Origin of the sequence: Paenibacillus lentus (genome assembly GCF_042714055.1) — a bacterium.
In the GTDB taxonomy this organism is placed as follows: Bacteria; Bacillota; Bacilli; order Paenibacillales; family Paenibacillaceae; genus Fontibacillus; species Fontibacillus lentus_A.
This window is the reverse complement of the sequence record NZ_JBHGVC010000001.1, coordinates 426,703-443,259: the sequence shown is the minus strand read 5'-3', so window position 1 is coordinate 443,259 and position 16,557 is coordinate 426,703. Positions and strand designations below refer to the sequence as shown.

The window sequence follows — 16,557 nt, the reverse complement described above, 5'->3', positions numbered from 1 at the left end:
GGGGGAAACCAAATGAAAACGTGTAACGAGCTTACATTGAAGGAGAAAATCGGCCAGCTGCTGATGGCCGGTTTTGAGGGCCTTATGCCGGATGCGAATATCGGCACCCTTTTGCAAAACCATTTCATTGGGGGAGTTGTGTTCTTTTCCCGTAATCTGGATAACCCCGAGCAGGCATTCGCTTTAACGCAGGAACTCCAGCGGATGGCTATGGCTGCGACGGGCATACCGTTGTGGATCGGAACGGATCAGGAGGGGGGCATGGTCGTCCGGGTAAGGAAGGGGATTGCACAGATGCCTGCAGCGATGGCCATGGGAGCGGCACGCGATCCCGAACTGCTCTACGAAGCTGCCATGGGAATTGCGGAGGAGCTGAAGTTGCTGGGCATCAATATGAATTTCGCGCCGGTGGTGGACATTAACGTCAATCCACGAAATCCGATCATTGATGTCCGCTCGTTTGGAGATGATCCCGAACTTGTCTCCGAGCTCGGGATCGCCGCCATGCTCGGCTTTCAGGAGGGAGGAATCGTCTCCGTCATCAAGCACTTTCCCGGGCATGGCGACACGGAGACGGATTCCCACACGGAATTGCCAGTCGTGAGGCATTCTCTTGAGCGACTGCGCTCCGTGGAGCTCGTGCCGTTCCGACGGGCTGCGCGGAACGGAGCGGAAGCCATCATGACGGCCCACGTCGGGATTCCACTGCTCAGCGGAGGAGAGCCCGTTCCGGCCACGCTCTCCCGGATAATTCTGTCGGGTCTGCTGCGTGAAGAACTGGGCTTTGACGGGCTAATCGTGACCGACTGTATGGAGATGAACGCCGTAACGCAGGGAATCGGCGTAGGGGAGGCAGTCGTCCAGGCCGTGCTGGCCGGAGCGGATCTTCTTCTCGTCAGCCATACGTACGATAGCCAGCTGGAGGCAGTGGATTCCCTGGAACGCGCGGTTACAGAAGGGCGTCTGCCAGAAGAGCGGATTGATGCTTCCGTGGAGCGCATCCTTCGCCTCAAAGAGCGCCGTATCGAAGGGCTGCGGGAGCGCAGTTGGGAAGAGATGCAGAACCTGCTGGAAAATCCGCAGACACTCCGGACGATTGAGCGGCTCCGCGAGGAAAGCATTACCGTCGTCAACCGTGAACCGGATTATTGCCGATTGTCTCCCGAAGTCGGAACGCTCGTGCTCTGGCCGCAAATGACGGCCGCTTGCAAATCCGAGGACGAACCGGCATACGATGACACCCTTGGCAGCTGCCTGCGACCTTTTATCACGGCAAAATTAATGGAGCGAGTGTACGGGACCAATCCAAGTCCAGATGAGATTGAGGCCCTTGCCTCCGAAGCGGAGGAATATGGGCAGATCGTCGTGGGAATTTTCCACACAGCTTCTAATCCCGGTCAGTCAGCTTTGGTACGCAAGCTCTTGGCGGGAGGGGCCAAAGTCATTCCGGTCTCCCTGCGCAATCCCGTCGATCTCGCGATATTCCCGGAAGCCAAGGGCTTTCTGGCCTGTTACGAGCATCATCCGCATACCCTGCAGGCCCTATCCCGGGTTCTGATGGGCATGTTGGAGGCCGAAGGAACACTGCCGGTCACGATTCCGGATCACTTGTCAGAAGGGGGAGAATCAGATGAACGCTGTTCAGCTTCCGGTATTGAATCCGCCACTTAAAGGATTCTTGCGTTGGGCTTATACGCTTTCGATCACCAGCGCCTACGAAGAAACGATTCCTTGGTATTACAGCAATTTTATCCAGTTGTCCTGTACCAAAAAATTTCTGGAGGACGGCAGGCAGTATTTTCTCGATTTTTTCCGGGGCAAGCCTAACGAACTAAATTTCAACAATCCGTTTCTTCTCACCTGCTCCGTCAATTATACGATTCTGAAGAGTTTGGCATTCGACGCCTGGCCAAAATTCTTCGCGGATCAGATCCGCAGCGGCTATTATTGTGTCGTGTTTTTAGATGAATCCAGGCTGTCACCAGCGGCCTCCTATCAAAAGGAGCTATTCCCTCATCATCTTTTTCTATACGGTTTCGATTGGGATAAAAGTGTCTTCTATGCTTCCATGTTCGACCATACGGGGGTATACCGCAATTTGCAGATTCCGTTCCCGGAGTTCCAGGATGCTGTCCAGTCCATGGGACATCTTCTAAAGGAAAACCTCACGGCCGACCATCATACGTTTTTTTACAAATACGAGCCGCATTCTCCATATCCTTTCGATAAAACGGCCGCGATCGACCAACTGCGCGATTACCTAAACGGGGAGACCCATTTAAACCGGATCAATTACAATCCTGATGAAGAGGAAGCTTTCGGAATTAACGTATACGACTATTTGCAAATGTACTATGATGCCGTAGAAAGCAACGATTCCCGGCTAGGTGACCGTAACGATGTGAGGCACCTTCATGTGCTCTGGGAGCACAAAAAAATGATGAGCGAGCGGATCGGATACTTGGTAGATGAGGGTATAATCCCGTATGATGAAGAGCTTGTGGAGGGCTACAAGGATATCACCAAAAGGGCAATGAAGCTGAGAGATCAGTATATTCGTCATGAAATCCGCGAAGATAAAGAAATGTTTGAACGACTGAGACTCCGGTTCGACCAATTCCGAAATGAAGAGCCTGTTTTCCTGCAAAAACTGATTACACTGCTCGAAGGCTGAAAAACCCGCCGCAGAAAACCCGGAAACCAGATGAAAAACTTACTGGAAGACCGGGTTTTCTACGGGGGTTCTAAGCTAGTAGTCACATAAGCACAGTCTGAACGGTACTTCTGTCGCTTGTGTTAGGGCGTTGGTGGAGGAATTTACCTAATACTGATAACGATAGAGCAGTACCGCAATTCACACATAAACGCCAATTCGAAGGAGAGCGCATTTAATGCGTCTCTCTTTTTTTATGGAAGTGTAATGGCAAGAGAGCGAAGTCCCGATCGGGACAAAGCGAAACGATATGGCTGCAGAGTGTCGGGACGGTGAAGCTTGAAAAGTAACGTTACTCGTGAATCGAAAGGTAATGTCACTAAACGCGGCGCTCCTAAAAAACCAGTCCATCTCCCGCCGGAACAAAAGGCTGCAACAACTTCATGCAGTGATTTGAGATGTTAAAACGCAGGGAGGGTCACTATAATGAAAGACATAGAAAAAAATCTACAAAATTCTTCATCATTCGACAAGAAGATGAAAGGCGGAAGAAGGTGAAGTGCTTTCAACAAACTAACTCAAAGACAATCTCGCCTGGTTTCCATTCTTTTAAAGCAAAAAGGATACACAACAATCAAATTTTATGCTGAGGAATTGAGATGTTCCGAGCGCACGGTTCATTCGGATTTAAAAATAGCCGAGCAATTCCTTTCAAGCAAAGGCTATGAACTAGAAAAAAGATCCGGCGTAGGCATAAGGGTAAATAAAGTTGATCGGAATCCCCCTCTTTTAGAGGCAAAGCAGCAATTAAACGATTATTCGACTTCGGGAAGACGCAGAAGGATCATGGAGCTGCTGCTGTTCGAGAATAAAACGGTTACGTATGATGGTCTGTCAGAGCTGTTCCTGGTCAGCCGAACTTCGATTAAAAATGATCTGGCCTTCGTGGAAAAAAAGCTTACTAGCCGCAATAATTTGAAGCTGTTAAGCGATTCCCAGGGTACACGTCTTTGCGGGAAGGAGAAAGACCTGCAAAAAGCCTACTTAGAGTTTAATCGCTATGTTCTTGAAGACAGCAGCATGATTTTTGAAAGCGATGATAAGCAGAAACTTATGATTCTAGGTGCCTATTACGGAAAGGATGTCGTGAGTGTCTGTTCCAGAGTGCTTTTCGGATACGTTAAAAACGACGTGACGGCCATTGCCGAATATTACGTTTTTAATGTGTTGAGCATGATGATTATTTTAGTCTATCGGCTTATGAAGGGCTATCATTTAGAAGAACAGAGATCCGTGTCTGGAGACAAGCTTGAAAGCGCGTACTTTAAACAAAGTGCAGAGGGCATGTTGAACAAAATATCGTTGAGATTGAATGCTGAATACAAGGCAACGGATGTGGAATATCTCGCATCCTATCTGATCTCCAATAAATTTGCACCTTTACCTTCGGAAAGCAGATACAGCCTTTATGTAGACAAGATTGTGAAGAAAGCCGGGGATTCCCTGCATCTTGATTTTACGAAGGATAACAAACTGAAGGAACAGCTGATTCATCATTTTCCACCGATGCTTTATCGCTTGCGGGCAAGAATTCCTACGAGTAATCCGCTGATTGTGCAAATCAAAAATGAGTTTCCCCTTATATTCAATGTGATTTGGGTCGTGCTGAGCGAATATGAGGACGAGCTTGGTGTCATTTTCAATGAAGAGGAAGTCGGATTTCTGACGATTTACTTTCAATCAGCTATCGAAAGAGCGAAGGTAGGCAAGAAAATTCTAGTTATATGCCCTAGAGGAATTGCGACCTCCGAGCTCTTGGTAAACCGGATCAAAAATGTTCTACCCGCCTTTGACATGATTGAAGTCGCTTCGACCAAGGAGGCTACGAAGCTGGATCTCAAGGACATTGATCTTATCATTTCTACCGTCGATGTCGATCTTCCCGAGAGTAAAGTAATCGTCGTTTCTCCGCTGCTTAGCGAGCAGGATATGAAGAACATTTCCGATCTCTACTATGACAAATTTCTTCTTGCCAAAGAAACTAAAAATGAATGGAAGCCCTTACCTCATTTGGGAAAGTATCTGAAGGATGAATTTATTTTTTTCGACGGGAATTTTCAATCGAAGGATGAATTGATCGATACGATTGGAAACAAGCTGGTTGCGGGCAGCTTCGTTACCGAGAGCTTTATGGATAGTTTAAAAAACCGGGAGCTTATGGGGGGAACAGACCTCCCGACAGGAGTAGCCCTGCCTCATGGGAACCCGAATTATGTAAATGAAACGATTATCGTATTTGTCAGGAATAAAAAAAATATCGTTTGGAACAAGAGTTCCGTTAGAACTGTGATTGTTATCTGTTTCTCGGAAAAAGATACAAAAAATATAAAGCATGTACTTTCGGATATTTATTCGATTGTAGAAAACAGAGAAATGCTGAATCAGATTTATATGATGTCTGATAAGCAGGAGTTCAAAATGAGGATTGGATGTGGATCATATTGAAAGATGTAATTAATAAAAGAATGATCTTTCTGCAGCAAAATTTCGAAACGCGGGACGATGTGCTTCGCGTTCTGATTGAGAACGCGCTGCAAAACGGGCTAATTTCGGAGCAGAAGCCCTTTTTACAGGCTGTTCTTGATCGGGAAGCGAACGTTCCGACGGCTATAGGCTATCAAATTGCCATACCGCATGGTAAAAGCGATGCAGTGAAGCAGCCTTTTATCGGTTTTTTACAGGCAAAACATGATTTCAGATGGACCGAAGGGTACGAAGAAGAAGTTAAGCTGATCTTTCTGATTGGTGTGCCCAAGGCAAATGAGCAAAATATTCACTTGAAGTTCATTTCACGTTTGAGTAAAAAGCTTCTAGATGACAACTTCAGAATGAAATTACTGGAAAGTACCGATGTCGAGCAGGTTTATCAGTTGTTGAATTCCATTTATTAATGGTTCAAATAAAAAACATGAGGAGGAACAGCAATGAAGATAGTAGCTGTAACAGCTTGTCCCACAGGAGTAGCCCACACTTACATGGCTCAGGAGGCACTAGAAAAGGAATGTCAAAAGCGTGGATACGAGATTCAGGTGGAAACGCAGGGCAGTATGGGTATCGAAAATGAATTAGAGCAGGATGTGATCGATGAAGCAGATGTAGTTATTTTGGCCGTAGCGATCAGAATTGACGGCGAAGAGCGGTTTGAAGAAAAAATAGATATGGGGAAAGTGCTGCAAATTGAACCAGCGGATGCCATCAAGCATCCTTCCGAAGTGTTGGATAAAGCTGAGAAACTTTAGAGAGGGATAATGAAAATGGCGAATAAGTTGAGAGATGTACTCAAGGAAATTCAGAAGGCATTCAGTACGGGTGTCTCTTACATGCTGCCGGCGGTCGTAGTCGGAGGGGTTTTCCTAGCCATTTCATTGGCCACAGGCACGGCTACGGATGAAGGTATGCAAGTGACGAGTCCGTTTATGCAAAATCTGCTTGATCTCGGATCGGCCGGCTTTGCCATGATGATTCCGATATTGGCCGGTTATATTGCGTATTCATTGGCTGGAAAGCCAGGGATCGCCCCGGCGATGATATTAGGTTATGTAGCCAACAATCCGATTGGGGATGACGGAGTAAAGACCGGTTTCCTTGGCGCAATGATTCTTGGCGTAGCCGTCGGATTAGTCGTCAAGTGGTGCAAGACCTGGAAGGTTCCAACCACGATTAAGACGATCATGCCGATATTGATTGTTCCTATTTTTTCGGTACTCTCCATCGGGCTGTTATATATTTACGTCATTGCCGGTCCTATAGGGGCAGCGATGACATGGCTGGTCAACGTGCTTGGCAATCTGCAGGGTGGAAACGCTGTCTTGCTCGGGTTGATCATCGGTGCAATGACGGCTATCGATATGGGCGGCCCAATCAACAAGACGGCTACAGCGTTTACGCTTGCTTTGATGGCAGAGGGAATTTACGGACCGAACGGCGCACACCGGATAGCCGTTGCAATTCCTCCACTGGCCTTGGCGGTGTCTACGTTTATCGATCGTAAGAAATATGCTCCCGAGGATAGGGACTTGGGCATTTCCGCCTTTTTCATGGGATTGATCGGCATTACCGAAGGGGCGATACCTTTTGCTGTAAAAGATATAAAGCGCGTTCTTCCGGCTATCATTATCGGAAGCGCTGTCGGTGGAGGACTGGGAATGCTCACGGCTGTCGAAGCGCTGGTGCCGCATGGAGGACTCATCATACTGCCTGTGGTTAATAACAAACTCTGGTATGTCATCTCGATGTTTGTGGGCGTGCTCGTCTCCGTGCTGATCCTGCATTTTACGAAGCCGAACCTAGAACAAGCTGGCAAAAGAAATCAACAGAAGAAGAATGCGGACACATCTATTGAAGCAACGAAATAAAGAAATAAAGAAATGGAGCTGGTTAGAGTGGATAAACTGCCAATAAAAAAAGTTGTTGAGGGTTTGCTGGAATTGCAGATGACAGGCGAAAGCGCGACTATGCTGGGGATCGGACCGATGTCGAAAAATTGTGTGCAGGCCACCCTGGAGCTTTCCAAGGAATATGATTTTCCGGTTATGTTTATCGCCAGCCGCAATCAGGTCGATATGGATGAGCTGGGCGGAGGCTACGTCAACGGCTGGAACCAGTTTACTTTTGCCAAAGCGGTGCAAGAGGTGGCAAAAGAAATCAACTACGACAATTTTTATTATATGTGCCGCGACCATGGCGGCCCTTGGCAGCGGGACAAGGAGAGAAACGATCACCTGCCGCTGGAAGAAGCGATGGAACTAGGGAAGCGATCCTATGTTGCTGATATCGAAGCGGGCTTTGATTTGCTGATGATCGATCCGACTAAAGATCCGTTCGAAGTAGGTAAGGTGATACCGTTGGAAACGGTTCTGGAACGAACGGTGGAGCTTATTGAGTTTTGCGAAAACGAGCGTAAAGCGCGGAATCTGCCAGAAATCGGCTATGAAGTCGGAACTGAGGAAACAAATGGCGGATTGACCTCGACTGAAACATACGAAACTTTTATTCTACGTTTGAAAGAAGAATTGGAGAAACGGGGCTTGCCGATGCCAACGTTTATCGTCGGGCAAACGGGCACGTTGACGCGCAAGACGGAACAAGTGGGTACCTTCAACTTCAGAAATGCTTATGACTTGGCGCAAATGGCGAAAAAATATGGCGTGGGCCTGAAAGAGCATAACGGCGACTACTTGGACGACGCGACGCTGCTGGAGCATATTCCTTCACAAATTACAGCGACCAATGTGGCTCCGCAATATGGCACGGAGGAGACGCGCGCATATTTGAATCTATCGACGGTCGAGGCGAAGCTGGCCAAGAATGGTTTGATTGATGATCCTTCCCGTACCCGTGAAGTGCTGTTAACGCATGCGATTAAAAGTGAGCGCTGGCGGAAGTGGATGGTGGGCGAGCAGCAGGAGCTGACGGTGGAGGAAATTATGGCGGATGATCCTCTTTCGGAGGAAATCTTGGATATCGCAGGTCACTATACGTTTAACGATGATGAAGTGAAGGCTGAAATTGAAAAATTGTACAAAAATCTTGAAAAGCATCATATTCAAGGTCAGCGCTATGTCATCGATCATATTAAACGCCCTATTCGCGATTATGTGGAATGCTACAATCTTCAAGGTGCAACCACACGTATTCTTGCTTGGGGTTAAATAATAGGAGGATTTGAATGTTTGATCAAACGGATCTGCAAGCTATTCATACTATTCGTACATTGAGTATAGACGCGATAGAACAAGCGAATTCCGGTCATCCGGGGCTGCCCATGGGTGCAGCCCCCATGGCTTACGTCCTGTGGACCCGCTATTTGCAGGTTAATCCATTAAGCTCGACCAACTGGACGAACCGCGACCGCTTCATTCTCTCGGCTGGACATGGATCGGCGATGTTATACAGCTTATTGCATCTTTCCGGCTATAAAGTTTCGCTTGACGATTTACAAAATTTCCGGCAATGGGGCTCAAATACTCCTGGACACCCGGAGGTTGGACATACGGACGGCGTGGAAGTCACGACGGGGCCGCTGGGACAGGGACTTGCGATGGGCGTAGGGATGGCGATGGCGGAGGCCCACTTGGCCGCCACCTACAACCGAGATGGTTATGATATTGTGAATCACTATACCTATGTCCTGTGCGGTGATGGCGATCTGATGGAAGGGGTTGCTCAGGAAGCCAGTTCCATGGCTGGTCATATGAAGCTAGGCAAGCTGATCGTTCTGTACGATTCCAATGATATCTCGTTGGACGGCCCTACCTCAAAAGCGTTCACCGAGCAGGTGGGACAGCGATATGAAGCTTATGGCTGGCAGTATATTTTAGTGGAGGACGGTAATGATCTGGAGGCTATCGATCGGGCCATTGAAGCAGCGCGCAAGGAAAACGAAAAACCGACCTTGATCGAGGTTAAGACGGTGATTGGTTACGGTTCTCAAAATCAAGGCACCTCCAAGGTGCATGGCGCGCCGCTCGGAGGAGAGGATGCCCGGCGTGTGAAGGCTTTTTACGGAATGGATCAAGATAGCTCCTTTGCCGTAAGCCAGGAAGTCCGGGAGCGCTTTGCTGAAAGGATGGTTATTTCCGGCGAGAAAGCGGAGCGGGAATGGAATGAGCGCTTTGAAGCGTATCGCGCTAAGTACCCTGAGCTCGCCGCGCAGTATGAATTGGCCTTCTCCGGAGGTTTGCCGCAAGACTGGGCCAAGGGGCTGCCGGTGTACGAGGAAGGCACGGGTGCCGCAAGCCGGGTGACTAGCCGCGACACCATTCAAGCGCTATCCCAAGCTATTCCTTATCTGTGGGGCGGTTCGGCGGATCTGTCGGCTTCCAATTATACGGTAGCTCAGAACACAATTGACTTCGAAGCGGGAAATTATGAGGGGCGTAACATCTGGTTTGGTGTGAGGGAATTCGCAATGGCAGCAGCCATGAACGGCATTCAGCTTCATGGCGGGACAAGAGTGTACGGAGGAACATTCTTTGTGTTCGCTGACTACTTGCGGGCTGCGATTCGGCTATCCGCCATTCAGCAAGCACCTGTCATATATGTCCTGACGCATGACTCGGTGGCGGTCGGAGAAGACGGACCTACGCATGAGCCGATTGAACAGCTGGCCAGCCTCCGCTGTATGCCGAATGTCCAAGTTATTCGTCCTGCCGACGGAAATGAAACGGTTGCGGCCTGGGAAATGGCGATGACAAGCCGGCATACGCCTACGATTCTCGTTCTTAGCCGGCAAAATCTACCCGTTCTCCCAGGAACGAGCGAACTGGCGCGAGAAAATGTCAAAAAAGGCGCTTATGTCATTTCTAAAGCGAAGGGCGCCGTGCCGGAGGGAATATTGATCGCCACGGGTTCTGAGGTGAACCTTGCTGTGAAGGCACAGCAGATGCTGCGGGAAGCCGGGAGCGATGTATCCGTCGTTTCCATGCCGAGCTTTGAATTGTTCGAGCAGCAAGCCGAGGAATATAAAGAATCGGTTCTGCCCTCTGCGGTCACAAAGCGGCTTTCCATTGAAATGGCTTCTACCTTCGGCTGGGAAAGGTACATCGGTAGAGAGGGCAAGGCATTGGGAATCAACCGCTTCGGAGCCAGCGGCCCGGCAGATAGAGTTATACAGGAATACGGCTTTACCGTAGAAAATATCGTTAAGCTCTACAATACTCTGAAATAAACGTAAAAGGTTTTGATTCCGCCAATCCTCGCGGGTGGCCGTTTGGGCTGTCCGTGCCGGATTGGCGGTGCTTTTTTTGGATATAAGAACGAATAAGTCTCGGGTCAACGCGTCCTTATCTCGCAAGAAAACTACCGTCTGTCTTTTTTGATAATACGTCGATAAACGTTTCTAATGTTTGTAAGAGCTGTTATGGTTGTTATAAATGGAGGGAAATGAAAATGTTTAGTTTTCTGTTCGACATTGATGATACTGTCTATGATCAGTTGTCCCCGTTTGCGCAGGCCTTTGAGAAGCATTTTGACCATCACGCCAGCCTTCCGTTGAAGGATTTATATCTCTACAGCAGGAAGTTCAGTGATGAGGTATTTGAGCGGAGCGAAAGCGGGGAAATGGGGCGGCGGGAAATGCACATTTACCGAATAACCAAGGCTTTTCAAGTGTTTGATGTTCAGATTACGCCGGAGGAAGCGCTGGGCTTTCAATACGATTATGAAACATTTCAAAAGAATATTCGACTGCTTCCTGATGTTATCCAGGCTCTTGACTACTGCAAAACCCATCGCCTCCCTCTGGGTGTAATTACGAACGGCCCACGGGATCATCAACACAACAAAGTGAAGCAGCTTGGGTTGGAACGGTGGATTTTGCCTGAGCATGTGTTTGTTTCAAACGAAATCGGTATAGCCAAGCCCGATAAGCGCATTTTTCTGCACGCACAATACACCATGAACCTTGAGCCGGAGACGACGTATTATGTGGGCGATTCATATGCCAATGATGTCATCGGTGCCAAGCAAGCGGGGTGGAAGGCAATTTGGATCAATCGTAGAGGGATAGCCCCTCTTTCGGCAGATGTCAGGCCCGACTATGTTGCAGAGGAGCAGTGTTCCATTGCAGAAATAGTGAGCGGTATTTGCGAACAGGGGCAGGAGAAGCGCGAAGGTCACATTATTCAGCGAGGGATATGAGCGAGTGCCTTTTGGCAAACTTTATTGTCTTTTACATTTGCCATCAAATTCTCCTCATTTCTAAGAAATTTACCTCGGAAGGTCTTATAAGGCTATCACTTTGAGCCGACTTTAAGTCAAGCTGTATTCAAATTGAATTTTTTATTTGACTTAGAGTTAACTCTAGATGTTACGGTAGAGAAGGATTTTCTCATTAACCATAAAAAATTCCGAGGAGCGGATATGATGAACAAAGACATTTTTGAAAGATCGTTCAGGTGAGGTCATTTCACTTCGTGACCCTGAATTTCATAAAATCGCTGATGCTATTGAACGCGCACAAAAGCTAATTGCAGAGTTAAATATGGGTTATCACAACAAAAATAAAGTAAGAGAACGGGGAGGTATCACAATTGAAGATAAGGTGTTAATTGCTCCCAAAGTAAATCTTGTGACAATCAATCATCCGTTATCTCCAACTCAAAGAAGATCAACCGTTTCAAAACCAATTATTATAAAAAGGGGGCATGGATAGGGATTGCAGCTACCATTATGCCCGGTGTAACGGTTGGTGAAAATTCAATAGTTTCGGCCGGAGCTGTAGTTACAAAAGATGTGCCTGATTATACAATTGGTGCAGGCGTACCGGCAAAGGTCATTAAAACCATTGAAAAATAATGGTTTCATTCGAGGAGATACTTTCAAAAGTAAAATAAACGGGGGGGGAACACATGTCTTATCGAATCGGAGAAATGGCTCGCATATTAGGAACTAGTGAGCATACACTTCGTTACTATGAAAAACACAAATGTGGACACATTAAATAAGCTAAAAGGCCTGATTTATCGGGCTTTTTTTATTTTATGTAGTCAAAATTGTGTCATTAGAAAATGGGCACAAAAGTGACTACATTGTAGGATTTTAACACAAATGTGGCTACATTGTATGAGAGCATATCAAAAAAGGCCCTAGAGGAACTTTTAATGTGTTTGAAAATTTGAGTGCACGAAAGGATGGCACGATCAAAACACCTGGCCCGTACATACCCGCCAGTTAGTTAGATGGCCCGTTGTGGTTGTTAGCCTCCAACATCTATAAACCTATACCTTCAACTCTGAATAAGAAAGTAGGCATGATCATGAACGCAACGCAGTCAAAAGATGGCATAACCATAGCGTATGATGACTATAGCAGCGATCCGGCGCTCATTTACATCACGGGAGCTTCCTGTTACCGCTCTTTTAAGCCGGTCGTGCAAGATGCCAAAGTATTTGCCACATCCTTTACGGTCTATAATTACGATCGACGCAGACGCGGTGATAGCGGGAATACGCTGCCTTATTCGCTGGAGCGTGAAATCGAAGATATTGAAGCCATGATCGATGTAGCCGGCGGCACAGCGTATGTATACGGCCATTCTTCGGGTGCTGTGTTGGCGTTTGAGGCTGCGCTTCGGCTGGGCGTCAAAGTACGAAAGGTAGCGATGTACGATGAAATATGGATACTTTCTGCCTTTTTATCACAGCAATTTCCACGGTAACAAATCTGCAAGCAGTAGCCTTTTTAACATTCCGTAACAGTTATAGCCGTGTTTACCTACTTAGAACTAGGCATTATGTTTAAACCAGTTATCAAATACCAACGAAATGGCAAGTTTGATGGTTTCAAAAATCAATGATCTCGATTTTCTTTCCCGATGTGGTATAAAAATAAGAACCTTGGTATTCTTATTTCGTCGAAAGAATTAATTCATTCATCCAAATAGAAAAAGGCAGTTTCTGAAATTCTTTAGAGAAAAATATTCTATTGGTTCAAAAATATAAACCATCTTATAGGGAGAGGAAAAATGATTAATCAGGAGAACGAACAAAATCTAGTATACGAATTTAAAAAAAATCAGGATATATTATTTGCGATCGGGGATCAAACCAGGCAAGCCATCCTTATTACCCTCATGCAAGGACTACAACATCCCGGTATGCGAGTGGGAGAGATTACGGCAAAAACACATCTTTCACGCCCAGCTGTATCCCATCATTTAAAAATTTTAAAGGATGCAAAGATCATTAATGTTCATAAAGAGGGAACCATGAATTATTATCACTTGGACTCAAAAAGCAAGCTTAAATCACTTAAAAATCTCGTTGATCAGATCGAGAAAATATTTTTGAAATGTGAAGCAGGCACTATTTTATATCAGTCAAAAGGAACGGAGGATGAAAATGACTGTAGAAACTAAGGTAGTGGAAGCCGTTAATGGCGTAAAAATCCCTCAATTAGGTTTCGGGGTGTATAAAATAAAGAAAAAGGAAGAGTTTGAAACGGCTATTAGTGAGGCTATCCGGATAGGTTTTCGCCATTTTGATACTGCAAAAATTTATGGAAATGAAAAAGAGTTAGGCGTAGCCATTGAAAAAAGCCAGATTCCTCGAGATCAATTTTTTATTACTTCAAAAGTGTGGAATACGGATCATGGTTACAAAGCTACTAAGAAAGCTTTTGAACAAACTTGTAAAAAGCTGAATGTAGAATACCTTGATATGTACCTCATCCATTTTGCTTCACCTCATTACCTGGAAACATGGAAAGCAATGGAGGAGTTGTACATGGAAGGAAGGATCAAGGTTATTGGGGTTGCGAATTTTGAAATTAAGCACCTTGAAAAACTCATGAAACATTCCAAAATCCCACCGATGATTAACCAGATTGAGACTCACCCGGAGTTTCCGCAAAATGAACTTCATGATTACCTCAAGAATCACCACATCTTACATGAGGCTTGGGGTCCGTTGGGGCAAGGGAATAAAGCGTTGCTAGAACATCCGGAATTAAAAATCATTGCCCATGAACATCAGAAAACTGTAGCTCAAGTCATTCTACGTTGGCATCTCCAACGAGGAATTATTATTATTCCAAAATCATCAAATCCAAAAAGAATTAAAGAAAACAGCGATATCTTTAATTTTACGTTATCCAGTGAAGAAATGGAGAAAATCAACCAACTCAACACGGGTAGAAGATATTCGATAAATCCCACTGGTTACATTGTTAATCCATTTTACAATGTACTGATGAAAATTTTCATTAAGTAAGTTCAATAAATAATTTTAATACCCAATGCGGAATTTAGCGTTTTTATTATTCAAAAAAACAGCCCGAAGAAGATCGACAGTTTCCAGTGCAACCTTTTTATAAACGGTACATCTTCCACATTTACCAGTCCATTGAATAAAAAATGTTGCCTTAAGAGAAGTTGGCGGTTTCCCTTTAGGGAACATACGTGCTATAATAAGTACGCCAAACACGTATTTTGCGCACTTTCGTTTTTAAGCGATTTGTTTGTGGAATGCTTGCCAGTTATCCATTTTATTTTTAGCCAAAAAGGCAGTTTTTCAAGCTGAGATCGAACTAATTATTCTTTTAAGAGGGATTGCGTTGACTACTAAATATGACATAGAAGAAATCTACGCCGAACCGCTTCAGGCCTTTACGATTTGGATGAAGCAGTCGGGGTACACGGAAGCAACGAGAAAAGAGTATATGAGAGAAGTGTATGATTATTTATACTCTCTGAATGAACTGCCGGTTCAGCAGGCGGGGAAATTGAACGTGGTCAGCTATCTGGTATCCAAACAAGAATCGGCTGGCGACAAGACGAGGAATCGGACGCTATCCGCAATCCGTTCCTTTTACGCGTCGTTGGTTGATTTTGAGCTGGCCACAAGAAATCCTGCGCTAGAGGTTAAGAAATCGAAGACGGAGAAGAATAAAATTCCGGCCTATTTGGAAGAAGAGGAACTCAAAAAGGTACTTACCTATGTGGAAGGTCGTTATCGTGATAGGAATTTAGCTATTTTTCTGTTAATGGGCTACTGCGGTTTGCGGGTTGGCGAGGTGCACCGAATGAATCTGTCCCATTTTAAAAAAGAAAAGGGAACGCTCGAAGTATTAGGGAAGGGCCGGAAATGGAATGAGATCCCGCTGCCTGATTTGGTCGTGGAATATCTTGAAAAAGTGGAAAAGGAACGCATTCAGCCTTATAGCTCGAAAGAAGAGGCCTTTTTCGTGTCTCAGAAGGGGAGAAGACTATCGATCCGTCAGATTCAGAAGATCGCTACGAGCGTCTTCGATGCCTTCAAGCAGGATCATCCGCAGTTGAGCGATTTGAAATTATCCTGCCATAAGCTGCGGCACTCCTTTGCTACGATGCTGCTAAAAAACAACGTCGATATTCGCGTGGTAAAGGAGCTTCTGGGTCATGCCTCCATTGAAACGACGATGATCTATACGCATATCAATGACGAGCAAAAGCGAAGCGCCATGACGACGATTGAGGTGCCGAAGGTTTGATTGAGCATCATAAGCTGTAGACATTAAAAATCCCACGCTACGTGGGATTTTAATTGTGATCAAATCCTTATTCTTCTATAGGTCTCTTTACCTGTAGAGGAGGAGGGATCAGCCAGCCCTTTTCTTTGTTCATTTGCAGAATTCGCACGCCTAGAGCCGTTTTCGTAAGATGATATTTGGCAAATAGCGCTCCGATATCTTCCCTAATGGACTGTCCCATAATTTGGCTGCAAGTGACAAGGCCTAATGCTGTATCTGCGGCAATTTTCGCGGCAATCTCTGGATCCATAAATCTTGCACCTGCAGGAATATCTTCAAGCTTCACGGGTGGTCTTTCCGGCAATGTGGGGGATGGGGCAATTCCGTTATCCGTCAGGAGGGCGTCGCATTCTTTGATTTCTAGTTTAGCTTGATCTGTGAGATCCTGTAAAATCTGCTTTAACTCTTCATCGCCTGCATGATTATGATATGCCTGATAGCATGACACCATTCCTTTGGCCATCATGGATGCCTGCCATACGCTGAAGATTTCGCCGTAATGCATGGGCTCGTCTTTTGGATTTCCACTAAGTATTCCCATCTGCCAATTTCTCTCCTTAAAATGTATTGCAGTCATTATTTGCCGAAGGAACTTGATTTATTCTTATATAATTAAACTTCGTTCTTGAATCGACGGGAGTGCTTTAGAAGACAAGAATAACAGCAAGGAAAGCTATCCGTGGAACGCTGGCGTTTCTGATTGCGCGCGATTATGCCCACCACGCTTATTAGCGCCTTAAAAATATGTAGTGAGAAAAAGGTCTGCGTAAGCAGGCTTTTTTAGTTCAATTGATCAGATGTTCAACGGCCAAAATGTACTGAATAGTAAAAGGATT

The 16,557-nt window shown here is 45.9% G+C and carries 16 protein-coding genes and 1 pseudogene; 16 read left to right on the top strand and 1 reads right to left on the bottom strand.

Annotated elements, in window-relative coordinates:
* The first annotated feature begins 12 nt into the window (after positions 1 to 12).
* From nagZ to ACE3MQ_RS01760, 16 genes and pseudogenes are all read left to right on the top strand, one after another.
* Positions 13 to 1,671, top strand: coding sequence for a beta-N-acetylhexosaminidase (gene nagZ, locus ACE3MQ_RS01835; protein ID WP_379390002.1), 1,659 nt, complete (start codon positions 13 to 15; stop codon positions 1,669 to 1,671).
* Positions 1,631 to 2,674: a hypothetical protein gene (locus ACE3MQ_RS01830; protein ID WP_379390000.1), complete on the top strand. Its 1,044-nt coding sequence runs from the start codon at positions 1,631 to 1,633 to the stop codon at positions 2,672 to 2,674. The genes nagZ and ACE3MQ_RS01830 overlap by 41 nt, the downstream gene beginning before the upstream one ends.
* Positions 2,675 to 3,247: 573 nt before the next feature.
* Positions 3,248 to 5,158 (top strand): BglG family transcription antiterminator, encoded by a 1,911-nt coding sequence (locus ACE3MQ_RS01825; protein ID WP_379390699.1) that lies wholly within the window; start codon positions 3,248 to 3,250, stop codon positions 5,156 to 5,158.
* Complete coding sequence (locus tag ACE3MQ_RS01820; RefSeq protein WP_379389998.1) at positions 5,155 to 5,604, top strand: PTS sugar transporter subunit IIA; 450 nt, start codon at positions 5,155 to 5,157, stop codon at positions 5,602 to 5,604. The genes ACE3MQ_RS01825 and ACE3MQ_RS01820 overlap by 4 nt, the downstream gene beginning before the upstream one ends.
* A gap of 33 nt (positions 5,605 to 5,637) precedes the next feature.
* Positions 5,638 to 5,952: a PTS fructose transporter subunit IIB gene (locus ACE3MQ_RS01815; RefSeq protein ID WP_379389996.1), complete on the top strand. Its 315-nt coding sequence runs from the start codon at positions 5,638 to 5,640 to the stop codon at positions 5,950 to 5,952.
* A gap of 15 nt (positions 5,953 to 5,967) precedes the next feature.
* Complete coding sequence (locus ACE3MQ_RS01810) at positions 5,968 to 7,068, top strand: PTS fructose transporter subunit IIC (RefSeq protein ID WP_379389994.1); 1,101 nt, start codon at positions 5,968 to 5,970, stop codon at positions 7,066 to 7,068.
* Between the two features lie 27 nt (positions 7,069 to 7,095).
* Positions 7,096 to 8,364, top strand: coding sequence for a class II D-tagatose-bisphosphate aldolase non-catalytic subunit (locus tag ACE3MQ_RS01805; RefSeq protein ID WP_379389991.1), 1,269 nt, complete (start codon positions 7,096 to 7,098; stop codon positions 8,362 to 8,364).
* Between the two features lie 17 nt (positions 8,365 to 8,381).
* Entirely contained in the window at positions 8,382 to 10,382 is a 2,001-nt protein-coding gene (gene tkt / locus ACE3MQ_RS01800) for a transketolase (protein WP_379389989.1), read from the top strand.
* 221 nt (positions 10,383 to 10,603) lie between these two features.
* Complete coding sequence (locus ACE3MQ_RS01795; protein WP_379389987.1) at positions 10,604 to 11,353, top strand: HAD family hydrolase; 750 nt, start codon at positions 10,604 to 10,606, stop codon at positions 11,351 to 11,353.
* Between the two features lie 241 nt (positions 11,354 to 11,594).
* Positions 11,595 to 11,867 (top strand): LbetaH domain-containing protein, encoded by a 273-nt coding sequence (locus tag ACE3MQ_RS01790; RefSeq protein WP_379389985.1) that lies wholly within the window; start codon positions 11,595 to 11,597, stop codon positions 11,865 to 11,867.
* Positions 11,849 to 12,010 (top strand): annotated as a pseudogene (locus tag ACE3MQ_RS01785) (acyltransferase); the annotation flags it as partial. The gene ACE3MQ_RS01790 and the pseudogene ACE3MQ_RS01785, both read left to right, overlap by 19 nt.
* Before the next feature lie 53 nt (positions 12,011 to 12,063).
* A complete protein-coding gene (locus ACE3MQ_RS01780; RefSeq protein ID WP_379389983.1) occupies positions 12,064 to 12,159 on the top strand; it encodes a MerR family DNA-binding transcriptional regulator in 96 nt (31 codons plus the stop codon).
* Positions 12,160 to 12,470: 311 nt separating this feature from the next.
* Positions 12,471 to 12,872 carry an alpha/beta fold hydrolase gene (locus ACE3MQ_RS01775; RefSeq protein WP_379389981.1) on the top strand — a complete coding sequence of 134 codons (402 nt, stop codon included), beginning with the start codon at positions 12,471 to 12,473 and terminating at the stop codon, positions 12,870 to 12,872.
* Between the two features lie 306 nt (positions 12,873 to 13,178).
* The gene (locus ACE3MQ_RS01770) at positions 13,179 to 13,571 is read left to right on the top strand and encodes an ArsR/SmtB family transcription factor (RefSeq protein ID WP_379389979.1); all 393 of its coding nucleotides are present in this window, start codon (positions 13,179 to 13,181) and stop codon (positions 13,569 to 13,571) included.
* Positions 13,555 to 14,424, top strand: a complete 870-nt coding sequence (locus ACE3MQ_RS01765) for an aldo/keto reductase (protein WP_379389977.1) — start codon at positions 13,555 to 13,557, stop codon at positions 14,422 to 14,424. The genes ACE3MQ_RS01770 and ACE3MQ_RS01765 overlap by 17 nt, the downstream gene beginning before the upstream one ends.
* A 343-nt stretch (positions 14,425 to 14,767) precedes the next feature.
* Positions 14,768 to 15,682 (top strand): tyrosine-type recombinase/integrase, encoded by a 915-nt coding sequence (locus tag ACE3MQ_RS01760; protein ID WP_379389975.1) that lies wholly within the window; start codon positions 14,768 to 14,770, stop codon positions 15,680 to 15,682.
* A gap of 67 nt (positions 15,683 to 15,749) precedes the next feature.
* Here the strand turns inward: ACE3MQ_RS01760 and ACE3MQ_RS01755 are convergent, their stop codons facing one another.
* Positions 15,750 to 16,262 (bottom strand): DUF3231 family protein, encoded by a 513-nt coding sequence (locus ACE3MQ_RS01755; RefSeq protein ID WP_379389973.1) that lies wholly within the window; start codon positions 16,260 to 16,262, stop codon positions 15,750 to 15,752.
* Positions 16,263 to 16,557 lie beyond the last annotated feature (295 nt).